The following is a 16,608-nucleotide window of genomic DNA, read 5'->3' on the forward strand; positions in this document are numbered from 1 at the left end:
GCTTCTCACGGAGAGGTGTCCTGCCTCGCTTCGCATGCGGGTGGGATCTGCCAGGTAAGTGAGCAGGATTGGCGGCGCGCTTACTCGCCGCCATTCAATCAACCACCATACCTGCGCATCTATGTGAGCCGTCGACCGGCATTGGGCTCAATCACCACGCCATCGCTCTCCAATCGCGGAAGGGCCGCACCAGTGCGGCCCTTTCCACCTCAGCTCGGTAGCCGTACGCCTGAGATCTCCTCGAGAATTGCAATCAGTTCGTCCTGAAGTCCCGTATCCAGCGCTTGGGGATTGGGATGCATCTGCTTGAGGTATCGGAAGTAGCGCCCGCTGACGTTTGCCTTCTCATCGGTGCTGGTCGCCAGCCAGGCCTGGGTAACATGGGCCTTCTGCATGTCATCGGGCGCTGCGGAGCCTCCCATGCGTGTGGGTACCCAGCCGGGTTCAAGCGCGTTGGAGAGAACACCCTGCCAGCGCCTTGCCATCGCCGACGCCAGCATTGCGTCGTGAAGCTTGCTTTCCGCGTAGGCATTTGATCCGTCCCATGCCCGCCTGCGCCACAGGATGTCACCGAGGTTGGCATCGACATGGTGATGCATGCCGGAGCTGAGGTAGATCAGCCTTGACGGCTTGGAAATGAGCCCGGTCAGAATGTAGGGAGCCAGGGTGTTGATGGCAAATACGTGCGGCAAGCCATCAGCTGTGAGCTGAAAGCGCTCGCGGTACCCGACGGCAGCGTTGTGAATAACGGCATCGAAGTGCCCGAGCGCGTTGACTTGGGCCGCCACCTCCTTCGAGCCCTGGATGCTGCCAAGATCACCAACGACGATCGCTTCAGCCTTGGGCAGTGCCTGGCGGGTGTCTTCGGCCCGCTCTTCGTTTCGTGCATGCAGTACGACCTTGTGCCCTTGGCTCTGTAGGAGCTCTGCGGCCATCAGGCCAAGGCCGGTGGACGAGCCAGAGATGAAAACTCGGGACATTTTCGTTATTCCTCAAAAAGGGGGAGATTGGGATACCAGCAATGACCGGGTCACGGGCCGCTGCGGGATGTTGCGGCCAGTAGTGCGCCAGCCAGCGCACTACAGGCGCCGAAGAGATACACCGCCCCATAACCCAAGCTGCCCGCGATGAGCCCGGCCGCCGGACCAGAGACTCCATAGGCAATATCCAGGAAGGCCACGAACGCGCCCATCGCGCTTCCCCGGTTGGCAGGCGGGACACGTTTGAGCGCTTCTACGCCAAAGGCAGGAAACACCAGCGCGCATCCCAGGCCAGTCACCAGGGCGCCACCAAGGGCAACCCATTCATTTGGCGCAAGCCACAGCATTGCCTGGCCGACCGCCTCCACAAGCAGGGATGCCACGGCTACGCGATAGCCGCCGATACGATCGGGCAGGTGTCCAAAAACCAGTCGAACAAGAATGAAGCCGACACCAAAGGACGTCATCACCCATCCCGCGTTGCCCCAGTGATGCGAGGCAAAGAAGAGCGAGGCAAATGCAGTCAGACCAGAGAGGCCAACACCTTGGAGCATCAAACCGAGTCCGTCACGCCAGATGAGTCCGATGACCTTGTGGAAGGGCAAGCGAACTCCACCAGGTGACGTGTACGATGTCGCCAACATACCAATCAGCCCGGCCACGGCGGGGGCAACAATGCACGCCACCATTGCCGCCCAGAAGCCGTAGCTCTGGAACAGCAGCATGCCCAGCGGCGCGCCGATGGAAAGCGCTGCGAACATCGCAATACCTGTCCATGACATTGACATGCCAGCGCGCTGCGGTCCCACCGAGGCAATGGACCAGGAAACACAGCCGGTAACGAACTGGCTCTCGCCAAACCCGGCGACCAACCGTCCCACCACGATGATGGCCAGGCTGGTGGCTGGTGAGAGCGCGGGGGTGGCCGCGATCAGGTAGATTGCACCAGCCAGTGCACACACCAAAGCCCCCTGCAACGCCGAGCGCTTGCCGCCGTGCTGATCGGTGAGCTTGCCTGCATAGCCGCGCGTGAGCACCGTCGCCAGGAACTGGATGCCGATGACCACTCCCACCACGATGCTGTTGAAGCCCAGTCGCTCATGAATGAAGAGCGGCAGGACCGGCAGCGGAAGACCCACGGCGAGATAGCCGCAGAAAAGTGCGGCAATCACTCCTGATGCGGGCCGCGCAAGAAGCTCTGCCGGCGCACCACCCGTGGTGGAGCGCGCTTGTAAGGAAGTAGTCATGTTCAGTTCCTGGCGTCTCAAAGAGCGCGGAAGGGGGGACGGGCAGGGTCAGGACTGCGCAAAGATGTCGGCGTTGTAGCCACTTGCCTGGCAGAGGTAGTCGCGAGAGGCCATGATCTCGGCATTAAGCTTTTCGATGTCCACGTCGATCAGCTTTCCTGAGCGCTTACGCAACGTACCGGCGACCATCACGGTGTCAACGTCTGCACGCTCGACCGCCTGGACGATGGTTGCGATTGCATTATTGACCGGGAATACGGCAACGCCGTTGGTGCGCACCATGATGATGTCAGCCTGCTTGCCTGGCGTGAGCGTGCCAACCTTAGCCTCCAAGCCAGCGGCACGGGCGCCATTGACCGTCGCAGCACGCAGGACGGCCTCCACCGATATGGGCGCCGGCGCATCGGCTTCACCACGGAACCGCCGATACCGCATTGCGGCTCGTTGCTGGCCGAACAGAGCATGCATCTCACCGAACATGTCGCTCCCGAAGGCGGTATCCAGATCGACACCAAGCGCCGGTGCCAAGCCATGATTGACGGCAACCTGATAGGCGAAGCTGTCATCATCAAAGCCAAACAGCGCATCGGATCTGGGATTGATCGTGATGTTGACGCCTGCATCGGCAAGGAGCTTCCACGTCTGTTCCGGCACGCGGGTACAGTGATTGAAGATGTTGTGCGGTCCCAGCACTCCGGGAGCAGCAAACTCAGGGCCCAATTTGGCGAGGTCACCGATGAACTCAGTGAGGATATGCATATCCAGCTCGCGCGCAACCTTCCACCAGTCAAGGTTCAACTGACCGAAGAGGCCGACTTTCACCATGCTGTCGTCGTGGTTCCACTTTGCAGCCAAGCGGTGCAGGTCCTGGGGCAGATGGCTGCTGGATGCCTGTTTGTCCATCGCCGCGCCGACCATGTGCAGAGCGCGGATCCCACTGTTGTCCAGCGCTGCAAGTGCGGCGTCGGTATGCAGCGAGCTTCGCGAGTTATGGCATGCATCCACGATGGTGGTAATACCCGAGTCCAGAGCGGCAACCGCCGTCAGCTGCGTGCTCAGGTACATATCTTCAGGTCGGTAGTGAGACCCCAAGGTCTCACCGACGAAATCGATGTACGCAAACAGGTCGTCCACATTCGGCATCATGCGGCGCATGACACCCAGCCACATATGGTGATGGGCGTCGACCAGACCTGGCATGACAATGTAGCCAGCGGCGTCGATGACCTGCGCATCTTCCACCTGCAACGACGGGCCGATCGCCTCGATACGATCGCCGGTGACAAGGACATCGCCCGTCACAAGACTGGGGGACTGCTCATCCAGGGTAAGGACGGTGCCTCCCTTGAACAGGGTGCGGTTGATTGACATGGCGTGCTCCACGGGAAGAAGGATTTGGGGTGACGGCCTGGCTGGCTTGAGGGCTGCCCGGCTGGCACGGGGGGCACTATAGGTTGCGCCCGGGTATTGAAAAAGGTAGATTCCGACAAATCAGATTTGACTAAATGCAAGGATCAACCGTGGGCTCGGACGGTCGTCTTCTTTCAGGATTAAGCGTGTTGGCTGCCGTCGTTGAGGCAGGAAGCTTCGGCAGGGCAGGGGAGGCCTTGGGCATGTCCACGTCCGGGGTGAGCAGAGCCATCACCCGGCTGGAGGAGCGCTTGGGCGTTCGGCTGCTGGACCGGTCGACGCGATCTCTACATCTGACCGGGGAAGGGGCCAGCCTTTATGAACGGGCTGCGCCGCATCTGGAGGGAATTGAGGAGGCGGCAAGCTATGTTTCCAGCGCCGCGGTCGCAGTGCGCGGCAATCTGCGTGTCAGCCTGAACCGGATCTTCGCCAGATATGTCCTGGCCCCAAAGCTAGACGAACTTCGCCGGCGCTATCCGGGACTCAGCCTGACCACGATGCACCAAGCCGACAGTGGAGATCTGGTAGGCGAGGGGATTGATGTGTCGGTACGCTTCGGACCGCAACCTTCATCAACCATGACCTCCCGCCTGCTTTTGAAGACACGCGTGATCACAGTGGCCTCGCCCCGGTATCTGGAGCGTCGCGGGCGACCAAGCCGGCCGGAGGAGCTGAAGGACCATGACTGCATCGAGTACATCGATCCCCAACGCGGCCGGCCGTTTGCGTGGGAGTTCCACCGCGGCGGGCAGGTACTGCCCGTGGAGACTGGGGGCCATATAACCACCGAGGACGTCGACCTGATGGTCCAAGCCTGTCTGCACGGCGCCGGCATCGCACAGACCTTGGAGCTAAATGTGCGGGAGCTAATTGATCAGGGAAAGCTGATAGATCTGTTTCCCGACTGGCCAGATGAGGTATATCCACTCTACGCCGTTCGGCCCTCCCGACGTCTGGCGCCAGCAGCGGTTGAAGCGTTCTTGGAATTTTGTGTAGAGATCTGCCAAGCGGTTGTTGATGAAGGCTGATTACTTGATCTGCCGGAATGACGATCACCGGCGCAGGCATGAGCTCTCATGTACTGAACGTCTCCGCTGCTGGCGGCCTTTCGCTATCGAGCAGGGTTAGGTCCATCACCAGACGAATGAATGCCTCACGCATAACCTGCTCTATGCACTGGTCTATGCACTCGGCAGCTGGATGAGCAGTGATCGTCCTCAGGTCAGTATGCGATAGAACTCGCGCAGGGCTCCCAATTGAACGGCATCGCCCTCAACCGTCCGCACCAACGGGTACGGAGGTTGATAGAGGATGGCTCCAACTCAGGCCGTCATCCAGACCCGGATCAGCGAGACGAGCTTGTCCACGTCCAGTGGCTTGGCGACGTAGTCGTTTGCACCAGCTTGAATACACTGCTTCTGGTCGTCGGGCATAGCCTTGGCTGTGAGGGCGATGATCGGCAACTTGCCGAAGCGCCCGTCCTGCCGAATCTCACGCATGGCGGTTAGGCCATCCTTGACAGGCATCATTGTGCTCGAGCCGATAGATGTAGCCCGTCTCTCCAATGCGAAGCAGGCCCCGTAGATCCGCCGCGGCGATCTCGCTCCGCCGGCTCCCACCGCTTCAGAATCCGAAGCAAAGCAGGGCGCGATCACCACTCCCTTCCAGGTTGTCGTCGCAGAACGCCATGGCGTACGGTGGACAAGGTCCACGGGCCGAGCTTGGCCTTGAAGCCCGCGGCCCCCTGGGTACGTGATCGACCACAAACGCGGCATGGCCTCCGGCAGAGGCAACTTTCTAGCCTCCGAGAACTCTCAATGCAGCTAGAGAAAGCACTTAAACGATCCGAAGCGGTACCCTTAGGACTAGTCCTGAAACTCCACGCATGCGGCCCGCAGAACACGGCAGGGATCCGTGGCCAACATTTCGGACGGAGTTGTGCCATTGAGCATCGCGTGGGGCGACAGGAACCACTCAACTTCTCCCCAATAGGTGCCTCGCCGTAGTCCGCCTGACTCATGCTCAAAAGGAGCGAACTCGCGCAGCACAACCAAAATTTCCGCTAGGTGGTCCACAGGCTGGCCGCTCGGGAGGAACTGCCAAGTCGGATAGCGGTAGCTGGGCGACGGATGGGTGACGTAGACCCCCAAGAACTTGCCAGCGCGGCGCAATTGGCTGACAAGGCGGCTACCGTTCGGCGCATGAAAGCCAAGCCCGTGACTGACCTGCGCGGCACTTAGCCATTGCGCAGCAAGTGCTTGGCGCGCAGCAGCCGCATCGCGGAGGATCCGTTGAGCGGGCGTAAGAGTGTCGAAGTGCATTCAGCCGTCTCGAACTATGAATGCCACACAGGACGCGAGTCTAGCAAGCCGGAAGAAGTGTGGGCGAGCCGTGGGGAGAACGCCCCGAGCCTCATGGGTTACGCGTCAATACTTTCTACCTTGCGGCAACCAACAACCAAAATTATCTGCAATGGTTCGTCTTGTACTGAAATTGTCTGCCTCAAAAGCTAAAAAGTCTGCAATGGCACGCTAAAAATGACCGCAATGAACAATTGCCACGCGGAGCCGACAAAGGCCCAGATCCGGCGGATATTCAATTTCGCATAATGTATATTATGTTCTAGCCAGACTGGCCCGGGCGACCGCCGCCCGGGCCCAACCCGCGCTGCAGGCTCCCCCTTCAAATGGCCGCCCCAACACCGGCAGAACCGCGCCCCACAGGCCGAGCATTTCTCACCCCGTATCCAAACGCCCTCGTGTAGGCTCGGCGCACCACTTAAGGACGGGTTTGGCGATGCGCCTGGCTGATTTTATCGAACGGAATGCGCGGGAAATCCTCGACGACGCGGTGGCATTCGCCGAAACGCAGGCGCCCGATACCGTCGAGTTCAGCGCAAAGCAACTTCGGAATCATCTTCCCCAGATTCTTCAGGCGGTCATAGACGATCTCAGATCGCCGCAGACAGACTCCCAGCAGCTCGCAAAGTCCCACGGGCTTGCACCGTTGAAACCCGGCCCCGAGTCCGCCGCGTCCTATCATGGCCGAACCCGCGCCATCGCCGGCTTTGGCCTCAACCAGATGGTGGCTGAGTATCGAGCGCTTCGGGCTTCGGTACTTCGGCGATGGGCATCCGACCAGCAGCTGGTCACTTCATCGATCGATGACATCCTTCGTTTCAATGAGGCCATCGACCAGGCGGTGGCCGAATCCCTTGCTCAGTTCTCTGCCGAGGTCGAATCCTGGCGGCAGATCTTCCTCGCGGCGCTCGGGCATGATCTCCGAGGCCCCTTGGCAGCGATCATCTTCTCGGCAGACACCCTGGCCAGTGGGCTGCAGGACCCAGCTTTGGCCAAGCAGGCCGAGCGGATCATCAACGGCAGCATGCGCATGAAAAAGCTGCTGGACGACCTGCTGGCTTACAGCCGCAGCAAGCTGGGCGATGGGATGGCCATTCATCCGGTGGACTGCGATCTTGCCCAATCGCTTGGCGAGGAAGTCGAATTGCTTCGCGCTGCCCTGCCCCACGTCCCTATCACGTATGAGGTTGAAGGCGATACCCGCGGTTGCTTCGATGCCTCTTCGTTGCGCGAGGCGGTTCACAACCTCACGACCAACGCCGCAAAGTACGGCGAACACGGCACCGATGTGCGGATCAGCCTTGAGAGCCTCGCCGACCAGACCCTGATCACGGTGAGCAACGCGGGGGCCGAACTGTCGGACGAAGCGTTCAACAGCCTGTTCGATCCCTTGCGCCGAGGCTCGCACAACGCGTCACAGGGAGAACACGCGAGCCTTGGCCTCGGCCTGTTCCTGGTGCGGGAAATCTGCCACGCGCACCGCGGCACTGTTCGTGGACGATGGCGTGATGGCCGCACCTCATTCGTCATCACACTCCCGAAGAATGCTGATTGATGCGGCCGACCTGGCGACGGCACTACAGGAACCTGTGCATTACGAAGACATCGACCAACCCGCGCCTGCCATGCCGGAAGGCCTCTGGCAGCGTTCCAACCACCGCAAACCCCAGCTTCCGGTACAGCGCCACCGCCGGGCCGTTGGTGCTGACCACGTAATTGAACTGCATGGCCAGGAACCCTTCCGCCCTCGCCAGCTCCAGGCTGTGTTCCACCAGGGCTCGGCCCACGCCCCGCCCCTGTGTCGCGGCGTCGACCACATACGTGGCGCTGGCCACATGCGCCCCAAGGTCAGGGAAATTCGGGCCCATCTTGTACATGCCCACAACCCGGCCCTCCAGCACAGCTACATGAGGTGCCTGGGCCTGGAACCAATGCGCGCGAAACGTCTCGACGGCGAAAGAGCCAGCAAAGGGCAGCGCATCCTGCGTCGCAATGGCTTGCTCGAACATGCCCCACATCACGTCGAAATCGCCTGCACGTGCGGGCCGGATATCCATGCGACTCCTGCAGATCTGTGGTGGTGACCAGGCCGGACACTACCAGAATCCAACGCCTGCTCCGTAGCTGCTTCACGCGCCACCGCCATCGGCTCGGCAATAGTTGCAGATATTCCGGCCTTCAGAGCAGTAGATGCCCCCTGTTTCCGCGCACATCCCGCACCGGCTTCGACGGTGGCGTGTTCCTGCCTGCGTCCTGCTGGGCATCTACCTGCTGTACCTGCTGGCCGGCAACATCTTCCTCAACACACCGCTGTTTGACCAGGTCACCAACCGCAAGCCGCACAAGTTCGTGATGACTACTGGGCCGGCCATTACCGTGCTGCCAGGCCACGTGATCGCCTGGAATGTACACATGCGCGGCCATGTGAACCACACGGTCTACGTGCTGCACGCCGACCGCGCCAGCGCTCGTCTGGCGGTGCTGCCCCTGTTCCAGCGCGAGGTGCGGGTGCCCCGGCTGCAGGCCACAGGGGTTTCGGCCGAGATCAGCCGCGTGGAAGAGGCCATCCCGCCACCGCCGCGCAGCGACCGCGGCTGGACCCTGCGCTTCGATGCCATCCACAGCGACAGTATCCGCAGCGCACGTTTCGGCAAGCTGCTGATCATCGGCCAGGGCCAGGGCACGGTGGGCTTCCTCAAGCAGCTGCGCGGCGGGCCGTCGGAACTGTTCGAATCCGAGGTTGCATTCAGCGATGCGGACACCAGTTTTGACGGCGTGCAGCTGTTGGGCGACATGGATCTCACCGCGCGCTTCAGCTATCCGCGCCATTATCGGGACCAAGCGCCCGGCCTGGCCAAGTTGAAGCTGCTGCATGCCCAGCTCGAGGTCGATGCCCGCAGCCAGGGCCTGCGCATGGACACCAATGCCACAACGCCGAAGATCTCCAGCGCACCAGTGCCCGGACGGCTGCAGGCCGCACTCCACCTGATCGATGGCCAACTGCAGCCCGGCGACCACGCGCTGTGGCAGGTGCCGCTCTACCTGGGCGACGGCGCCCCCGATCGCGGCATGCTGGCGCTGCAACTCAATGTGGCCAGGGACGTGCGCCTGCAGGCCCGCTTGCCGCCAAAGTCCGGTTCAGGCAGCGAGGTGGATGCCGATCTGCATATCAGTGGCCGGGACATTCCCTTCCAACAGCCCGCACAGCTGCTGGAACGCAGTTCTGGCACAGTGCGCGGCGAATGGACGTTCACCTCGCTCAACTGGATCCCTGCCCTGTTCGTGCGCAAGCCGTGGCTGCAGCTGGATGGCGGCGGCACGCTGAAGGCGGACCTGCGCCTTCGCAACGGCGAGCTGACCGAAGGCAGCACCGTGGACATTCCTGCAGCCGAAGCCGTGGCCGAGGTGGCGGGTGTGCGCTTGGCGGGCACGGCCAGTGCCCACGGCGAACTGAAGGCCGGCACGCCCAGCCAGGCGCGGCTGGCCGTCCGGTTGCCCCGCTTCACCGCGCGGCCAGGCGATGCCAAGGACGTACGCCTGTTCGACGGCCGGGATCTGGCCCTGGACCTGACCGGCGATGGCCGCCTGCAGGAACTGCGCAAAGGCGTCCGCGCGCAGCTGCGCTTCAGTGAAGCCACCATCCCTGATCTGACCGCCTACAACCGCTACCTGGGTTCGCCCCAGGTGCGACTACTCCGTGGCACCGGCACCGTGAGTGGTGATGCGACCCTCGATACCGACGGGCGCGTCGGCCATGGCACGGCCCGGCTGTTGGGGCGCAACGCCAGTGCAAAGGTGGCAGGGCTGGACATGGGCGGCGATATCGACGTGAACGCAACACTGCGCCGGGGAGACTTCAACCAGCGTCATTTCGATCTGTCCGGCACCACGGTCGAGCTGCGCAACGTGCAGGTGGCGGGCACGCAGGGCTCGACGGCATGGAAAGGCCGCGCGGCCTTCAGGCGTGGGCGCATCGATGCGCAGTCGCCGTTCCAAGTGGATGCCACCACGGACCTCGATCTCAGCGATGCGCGACCGTTGCTGGCGCTGTTCGCAGAGCGCACCGACTACCCACGCTGGACCTTGTCCCTGCTGGATTCCGGACAGGTACAGGCGCAGGCGACGCTGCGCTGGCGCCCTGGCCATCTGGTCATCGATGGCCTGCAGGCCGAGAACGACCGCCTGTCGGTACGCGCGCGGCTGGATCTGCTGGAACAGCGCAAGCGCGGTGATCTCTATCTACGGTGGGGGCTGCTGGGTGCGGGCATCGAGCTGGACGGCGACCAGCGCCAATGGCATCTGGTCAAGGCACGCGAGTGGTTTGACCAGCGGCCTTCGCTGCTGCCAGCGGGCCAGGGCACGGGAGCTGCAGGCTCGTCGCACTGAAGGCAAGCGGCTGCATCCATTGCCGGCCCCGGTGCGTATACACCGACGCCCCAATTGACGAGTTGCACGCAATGAACAAGCGCACACAGGCCTATGGCCTTCTGGGATGGGTGGCGATCACCTTCGCCGCCGCCGCACTGGGCGCGTGGGCCTCGACGTCCGCCGCCAGCTTCTATGCCACCCTCGTCCTGCCTGCATGGGCGCCGCCTGCCGGTGTGTTTGGCCCGGCATGGACCCTGCTGTACGCCATGATGGCGATTGCGGCGTGGCTGGTCTGGCGGGAGCGCGGCTGGCGCGGCGCGCGGCCTGCGCTGTGGCTCTATCTGGTGCAGCTGGCCATCAATGCACTGTGGAGCTGGCTGTTCTTCGGCTGGAAGCTGGGCGCCCTCGCCTTCGCCGACATCCTGGTGCTGGTGGCGCTGGTGTGCGCGACGATGCTCGCGTTCGTGCGCGTCCGCACGATGGCAGCCGTACTGCTGCTGCCCTATCTGGCCTGGATTTGCTTCGCCTCGGCGCTCAACTTCGCAGTCTGGCGTGCCAACCCCGGGCTGCTGTGATAGCGCGCCGCATCGCTTACGCCTGGGCCACGACCTGTGGGCGCCAGTTCCTCAACAGTGCCGGCTTGAACGCCTGCTGCCCGCAGCCGGTGGGGCAACGCACCACACGCGCCGACGAATGGCTGACCAGGCCTTGTCCTTCTTCGGCCTTGAACACCGTCTCGCAGGACAGGCAACGGGCCACCAGCGAATACAGGTGCAGCAACCGGCCACTGGCGGGGTCCTGCAGGGCATCCACATCCAGCAGTTCGAAATGGCAACTGTCAGCCAGCATGCGGTACGGCGTAGAAGGCAGGGTCTGCAGGTTCACGGGCGTGGTATCCGACGGAAGTCGAGCCACCCTAGGGCAGCCGCTGTCGAGCCGGCGTGCAGCGCAGATGCACTGGCCGCGAAGCCGGCAGAGACGCCTGCCGCATGCGCATCGCTGCTTGTATGAAGAATTCAGTTTCAGATGGAGGACACGCCACATGCACAGGGAGGTAGGCGGACACGCTCTTTTGCTTCACCATCCATGGTTACCGGATACACCGCTGGGTCGTTCCTGCCCTTCACGAATCATGAGTCCCGCCCTTGATGCCTTCTGCTGAGCCCTCGCACGACGCTGCCCTGTCGCGTTGCGCGCGCGAACCGATCCATACCCCCGGCGCGATCCAGCCGTACGGTGTGCTTCTGGTGGTGGAACCGCACTCGCTGCAGGTGCGTGAGCGCGCCATCAGCCACCCCGCCCTGCTGCAGCAGTTCGGCGAGCCGTTGATGCAACACGTCGCCGAGGTGATGGGTGGCGTGCTGGCGCCGTTCCAGGCGGTGTTGCAGCAGGCCACGGTTGGCAGCAGCGCACACGTGGGCGCGGTGCATCTGGATGGCCATGGCCGCCACCAGCTGCTCGTGCACCGGTCTGCAACCGACCTTCTGGTTGAACTGGAGGCGCCGGTTCCGGGCCAGCCCGGTTCGCTGGAAGAGCTGTACCCGGCGATCCGCGAGCTGATGTCCGGCATCGAGACCGCCACGACGGTGGAAGACCTGTGCAGGCTGGCCGCCGCGCATGTGCGACGCCTCACCGGCTTCGACCGCACCCTGGTCTACCAGTTCGATGCAGGCTGGAATGGCACGGTGGTGGCCGAGGACGGCAACGGCCTGCTGCCATCCTATCTGGACCTGCGCTTCCCCGAATCGGACATCCCCGCCCAGGCGCGTGAGCTGTACCGCCGCAACCGGGTGCGCCTGATTGCGGACAGCGATTACACCCCTGCACCGCTGCTGCGCGCGGAAGCGCATCGCGACGCGCCTCCCACCGACCTTAGCCTGGCCGTGCTGCGCAGCGTCTCGCCCGTGCACCTGCAGTACATGCGCAACATGGGCACCGGGGCATCAATGTCGGTGTCGCTGGTGCACGAAGGGCGGCTGTGGGGCCTGGTGTCCTGCCACGCGGTGCAGCCGCGCCGCCTGCCGTACCACGTGCGTACGGCCTGTGAGTTCATGGGCCAGATCCTGTCGCTGCAGATCGCGCTGAAGGAGCGCGCGCGCGCGATCGAGGAACGCGTGGCCCGTCGCTCGGTGCTGGTCAAGCTGCTGGCACGCATGGCCGGGGACGAAGAGTTCATGGCGGCGCTGCGCCACGATGAGGCCAGCCTGCTGTCGCTGACCGGCGCGGCCGGCGCGGCCATCGTGCACAAGGGGGACTGCATGCGCGTGGGGCAGTGCCCGCCCCCCAGCGAGGTGCTGGCCCTGGCCGACTGGCTGGCCAACCAGCACGCCGGGCAGGAAATGTACTGCACCGATCATCTCGCCGCCGACTGGTCGCCTGCCGCGTGCCTGACCGACGTGGCCAGTGGCCTGCTGGCGGTGTCGATCTCGCAGCTCCATCACAGCTACCTGATGTGGTTCCGGCCGGAGGTCGTGCGCACCGTGCGCTGGGGGGGCGACCCGCGCAAGACCGATGCGCCCGGCGTGGCCCTGTCGCCGCGCAACTCGTTCGAGGCGTGGAAGGAGACCGTGCAGCAGCGCAGCCTGCCGTGGAGTGATGCCGACTGCGATGCCGCGCACGAAATGCGCACCGCCATTGTCGACATCGTGCTGCGCAAGGCCGAGGAAATGGCGGAGCTGAACGAACAGCTGGTGCGCAGCAACAAGGAACTGGAAGCGTTCTCCTATTCGGTCAGCCACGACCTGCGCGCTCCCTTCCGCCACATCGTCGGCTACTCGGAGCTGCTGGGCAGCTCTGCGGGCGAGCGCCTCAACGACACCGAACGCCGCTTCCTCGACACCATCGTGGAATCGGCGAAATCGGCCGGCACGTTGGTGGATGACCTGCTCAGCTTCTCGCAGATGGGCCGCTCGACGGTGGGCCGGGTGCGGCTGGACATGGCTGCGCTGGCCGAGGACGTACGCAGGACGTTGGCCCTGGACTATGCCGGCCGCGAGGTGCAGTGGACGCTGGCGCCGCTGCCGGAAGTCGAGGCCGATCCGACCATGCTGCGCCTGGTCTGGCAGAACCTGCTGGGCAACGCGATCAAGTTCACCCGCGAGCGCGAGCAGGCGGTTATCGAGGTCGGCCACGAACGCAACGACGACGAAGACCATTTCTTCGTGCGCGACAACGGCTGCGGCTTCGACATGCGCTACGTGGACAAGCTGTTCGGCGTGTTCCAGCGCCTGCATCACGTCGAGGAATTCGAAGGCACCGGCATCGGCCTGGCCAATGTGCGCCGCATCATCGGCCGCCACGGCGGCCGCACCTGGGCCGAGGGCGAACCCGGCAAGGGCGCCACGATCCATTTCACCCTACCCCGTTCCACAGGAGATCACCCATGAGGGACCTGCGGCCGATCCTCCTGGTCGAGGACAGCCCCAAAGACGCCGAGCTGACGATGGCCGCGTTGTCACGCTGCCAGCTGCTGAACGACGTCATCCACGTGCGCGATGGCGCCGAGGCGCTGGACTACCTGCGCTGCGAAGGCAAGTTCGCCGGCGCCATGCACGGCGGCCCGGTCGTGGTGCTGCTGGACCTGAAGCTGCCCAAGGTCAATGGCCTGGAAGTGCTCGAACAGGTCCGTGGCGACGCGCAGCTGAGCAGCACCCCGATCGTGATGCTGACCTCCTCGCGCGAGGAACAGGATCTGGTGCGGAGCTACGAACTGGGCGTCAATGCATTCGTGGTCAAGCCGGTCGATTTCAAGGAATTCTTCGATGCCATCCAGGGGCTGGGCATGTTCTGGGGCATCACCAACCAGCCACCGCCGCACCGGCCCAACGGTTCGGGGCAGCACCATGCGTGATGGATCGCGCCGCAGTGAGCGCCTGCGCATCCTCATGCTGGAGGACAGCGCGCTTGACGCGGAGCTGATCAGCGCACAGCTGCAGCGCGCAGGCCTCGACTTCGAGGCCGAGCGGCTGTGGACCCGCAATGCGTTCATCGAGGCGATCGACAATCGCCCCTTCGACATCATCCTGGCCGACCATGTACTGCCCGGATTCGATGGCGATGCCGCCCTTGCGCTGGCGCGCGAGCGCATCCCGCACACGCCTTTCATCTTCGTCTCCGGCACCCTGACCGAAGAGCTGGCCGTGCAGGCCTTGACCCGCGGCGCACGCGACTATGTGGTGAAGCAGCGCCTGCAGCGCTTGCCGGATGCCATCCGTCGCGCACGGCAGGAAGCCCACGAGCGCAACCAGCTGGTGCAGGCGCAGGCTGCGCTCAATGAGAGCCAGGCGCAGCTGCAGCAGGTGACCGACGCCGTTCCGGCGCTGATCGCCCGGCTCGACAAGGACCACCGCTACCGCTTCGCGAACAAGGCGTTCCTGGATTGGCATGGCGTGAGCCAGGCCGAATTGCTGGGACGCCTTGCCCGCGATGTCAGCGGCATCAGCGCCTTCGAACGTGCCCTCCCCAGCCTGGAACGCGTGCTGCAGGGCGAGCGCACCAGCTTCCAGGTCGAGCTCGTGCATCGCAGCGGCCAGTCACGATTCGTGCAGATGGACTGCGTGCCGGAGCATGCCGCCGATGGCAGCGTGGCCGGCTACATCTGCATGGGCAGCGACGTATCGGTGTTGAAGCAGGCCGAACTGGCCCTGCGTGAGGACAACCAGGCCCTGGAGCAGCAGGTGCAGGCGCGCACCGCCGAACTGCGGGCCAGCAAACGGCGGCTGCAGGCAATCTTTGAATCCAGCTTCCAGCATCAGGTGCTGCTGGATCTGTCCGGGCGCGTGGTCGATGCCAATGACGCTTCATTGGCCGCCGTGCTGGCGGACAAGAAGGACATTGTCGGCCAGCGCTTCGGCGAATCCCTGTGGTTCGCCAACACCGACGGCGTCGGCGCGGTGGTTGACCAGGCCGTCGCCGCGGCGGCGCAGGGTCGCAACTCGCTGCATTCCCTCGAGCTGGAACTGCCCACCGGCCGGCGCAGCTTCGACGTCTCGCTGCGCCCGCTGCTGGACGCCGACGGCGTGGTCACCGCCGTGGTATCGGAGGCGGTGGAAACCACTGCGCGGCGGCAGGCCGAGCATGCGCTTCGCCAGTCGCAGAAGATCGAGGCGGTCGGCCAGCTCACCGGCGGCATCGCGCATGATTTCAACAACATCCTGACGGTGATCTCGGGCAACATCGAGCACGCCATGCTGCTCAGCGAACGGGCCGGCGAAGCCGGCGCGATGGCCAGCCGTGCCCTGGACAATGCCCTGAAGGGGGTTGGCCGTGCCGCCAGCCTCACCCAGCGCCTGCTCGCCTTTGCCCGGCGCCAGCCGCTGCACAGCCAGGCAGCCAACCTCAATGAGTGCCTGCTGGACATGCAGGACATGCTGCGGCGGGCGCTGGGCGAACTGGTGCAACTGGACATCCGCACCGCCGAGGACATCTGGTGCGTGGAGATCGACATCAGCCAACTGGAAGCGTCGGTGCTGAACCTGGCGGTCAATGCGCGCGACGCGATGCCGCACGGCGGCCGCCTGGTGATCGAAGTCGACAACAGCCACCTCGACCACGACTACGCCGCATTGTTCCCGGATGCTTCCCCCGGCGAGTATGTGATGCTGCGGGTGCGCGACAACGGCCACGGCATGGACGCGGCCACCCTGGCGCGCGTGTTCGAGCCGTTCTTCACCACCAAGCAGGTCGGCCGCGGCACCGGGCTCGGCCTGTCGATGGTGCACGGCTTCGTGAAGCAGTCCGGTGGCCACGTGCTGATCGATTCGGTGGAAGGCGGCGGTACCAGCATCACCATGATGTTCCCGCGCTCGCCTCTGGCGCTGCCTTGCGAGGCTCGCGTCCCGCAGACGGGCCTGGCCGGCTACTCGCCACGCGAGGAAACCGTGCTGGTGGCCGAGGACAACGACGATGTCCGTGCGCATACAGTCGATGCGCTGCGCCTGCTGGGCTACCGCGTGCTGGAAGCGCACGACGGCCCCTCGGCGTTGCGGCTGCTGGAACGGCCGGACACCAAGGTCGACCTGCTGTTCTCGGACGTGGTGATGCCGGGCATGTCCGGCTGGGAGCTGGTGCGTGAGGTGCGTGAACGCTGGCCGGCAATCGCGGTCCTGTTCACGTCAGGCTATCCACGCGACCACGATGCGGTTGGCGCGCAGGGGCGTGCAGCCGCCCTGCTGCCAAAGCCATTTACCCGCAGTGACCTTGCGCTGGCAGTGCGCACCGCGCTGGAGGCTGCGCCGCGCTGAG

General features: G+C 64.1%; 13 protein-coding genes and 1 pseudogene. 7 read left to right on the forward strand and 7 right to left on the reverse strand.

All coding sequences use genetic code 11. From position 1 onward, the window contains the following. Positions 1 to 209: 209 nt before the first annotated feature. From AC5QAB_RS07875 to AC5QAB_RS07885, 3 genes are read right to left on the reverse strand one after another with little or no spacing between them, the layout of a single operon-like run. Positions 210 to 980, reverse strand: a complete 771-nt coding sequence (locus AC5QAB_RS07875) for an SDR family NAD(P)-dependent oxidoreductase (RefSeq protein ID WP_495233310.1) — start codon at positions 978 to 980, stop codon at positions 210 to 212. A gap of 50 nt (positions 981 to 1,030) precedes the next feature. Next, on the reverse strand, positions 1,031 to 2,227 hold the full coding sequence (locus AC5QAB_RS07880) for an arabinose transporter (RefSeq protein ID WP_495233311.1): 1,197 nt from the start codon (positions 2,225 to 2,227) through the stop codon (positions 1,031 to 1,033). 48 nt (positions 2,228 to 2,275) lie between these two features. After that, on the reverse strand, positions 2,276 to 3,598 hold the full coding sequence (locus AC5QAB_RS07885; RefSeq protein ID WP_495233312.1) for an amidohydrolase family protein: 1,323 nt from the start codon (positions 3,596 to 3,598) through the stop codon (positions 2,276 to 2,278). Positions 3,599 to 3,783: 185 nt separating this feature from the next. Between AC5QAB_RS07885 and AC5QAB_RS07890 the strand changes: the two genes are divergently transcribed. Continuing rightward, positions 3,784 to 4,665 (forward strand): LysR family transcriptional regulator, encoded by an 882-nt coding sequence (locus tag AC5QAB_RS07890; protein WP_495233313.1) that lies wholly within the window; start codon positions 3,784 to 3,786, stop codon positions 4,663 to 4,665. A gap of 294 nt (positions 4,666 to 4,959) precedes the next feature. Here AC5QAB_RS07890 and AC5QAB_RS07895 read toward each other — a convergent pair. Both AC5QAB_RS07895 and AC5QAB_RS07900 read right to left on the reverse strand, forming a co-directional pair. After that, positions 4,960 to 5,169 (reverse strand): annotated as a pseudogene (locus tag AC5QAB_RS07895) (response regulator); the annotation flags it as partial. A 333-nt stretch (positions 5,170 to 5,502) separates the two neighbouring features. Then, a complete protein-coding gene (locus AC5QAB_RS07900) occupies positions 5,503 to 5,958 on the reverse strand; it encodes a hypothetical protein (RefSeq protein WP_495233314.1) in 456 nt (151 codons plus the stop codon). Between the two features lie 475 nt (positions 5,959 to 6,433). Between AC5QAB_RS07900 and AC5QAB_RS07905 the strand changes: the two genes are divergently transcribed. Then, entirely contained in the window at positions 6,434 to 7,552 is a 1,119-nt protein-coding gene (locus AC5QAB_RS07905; protein WP_495233315.1) for an ATP-binding protein, read from the forward strand. Between the two features lie 22 nt (positions 7,553 to 7,574). Here the strand turns inward: AC5QAB_RS07905 and AC5QAB_RS07910 are convergent, their stop codons facing one another. Next, positions 7,575 to 8,054: a GNAT family N-acetyltransferase gene (locus AC5QAB_RS07910; RefSeq protein WP_164109231.1), complete on the reverse strand. Its 480-nt coding sequence runs from the start codon at positions 8,052 to 8,054 to the stop codon at positions 7,575 to 7,577. 133 nt (positions 8,055 to 8,187) lie between these two features. Here AC5QAB_RS07910 and AC5QAB_RS07915 point away from each other — a divergent pair, with 133 nt between their 5' ends. After that, positions 8,188 to 10,383, forward strand: coding sequence for an AsmA family protein (locus AC5QAB_RS07915; protein WP_495233316.1), 2,196 nt, complete (start codon positions 8,188 to 8,190; stop codon positions 10,381 to 10,383). A 71-nt stretch (positions 10,384 to 10,454) separates the two neighbouring features. Further along, positions 10,455 to 10,940: a TspO/MBR family protein gene (locus AC5QAB_RS07920; RefSeq protein ID WP_049439841.1), complete on the forward strand. Its 486-nt coding sequence runs from the start codon at positions 10,455 to 10,457 to the stop codon at positions 10,938 to 10,940. Between the two features lie 16 nt (positions 10,941 to 10,956). Here AC5QAB_RS07920 and AC5QAB_RS07925 read toward each other — a convergent pair whose 3' ends face one another. Then, positions 10,957 to 11,250, reverse strand: a complete 294-nt coding sequence (locus AC5QAB_RS07925) for a hypothetical protein (RefSeq protein ID WP_495233317.1) — start codon at positions 11,248 to 11,250, stop codon at positions 10,957 to 10,959. Between the two features lie 263 nt (positions 11,251 to 11,513). On the opposite strand from AC5QAB_RS07925, the gene AC5QAB_RS07930 reads away from it, so the two are divergent. Genes AC5QAB_RS07930 through AC5QAB_RS07940 form a run of 3 tightly spaced genes read left to right on the forward strand, consistent with a single transcriptional unit; the run spans position 11,514 to position 16,607 of the window. After that, positions 11,514 to 13,751, forward strand: a complete 2,238-nt coding sequence (locus tag AC5QAB_RS07930; RefSeq protein ID WP_495233318.1) for an ATP-binding protein — start codon at positions 11,514 to 11,516, stop codon at positions 13,749 to 13,751. Further along, positions 13,748 to 14,215 (forward strand): response regulator, encoded by a 468-nt coding sequence (locus tag AC5QAB_RS07935; protein WP_014647135.1) that lies wholly within the window; start codon positions 13,748 to 13,750, stop codon positions 14,213 to 14,215. Before AC5QAB_RS07930 ends, AC5QAB_RS07935 begins: the two co-directional genes overlap by 4 nt. After that, a complete protein-coding gene (locus AC5QAB_RS07940) occupies positions 14,208 to 16,607 on the forward strand; it encodes a PAS domain-containing protein (protein WP_423179283.1) in 2,400 nt (799 codons plus the stop codon). The genes AC5QAB_RS07935 and AC5QAB_RS07940 overlap by 8 nt, the downstream gene beginning before the upstream one ends. The last annotated feature ends 1 nt before the right edge of the window (position 16,608 follow it).

The sequence above is a fragment of the Stenotrophomonas sp. YJH_SMC_127 genome, assembly GCF_059372445.1.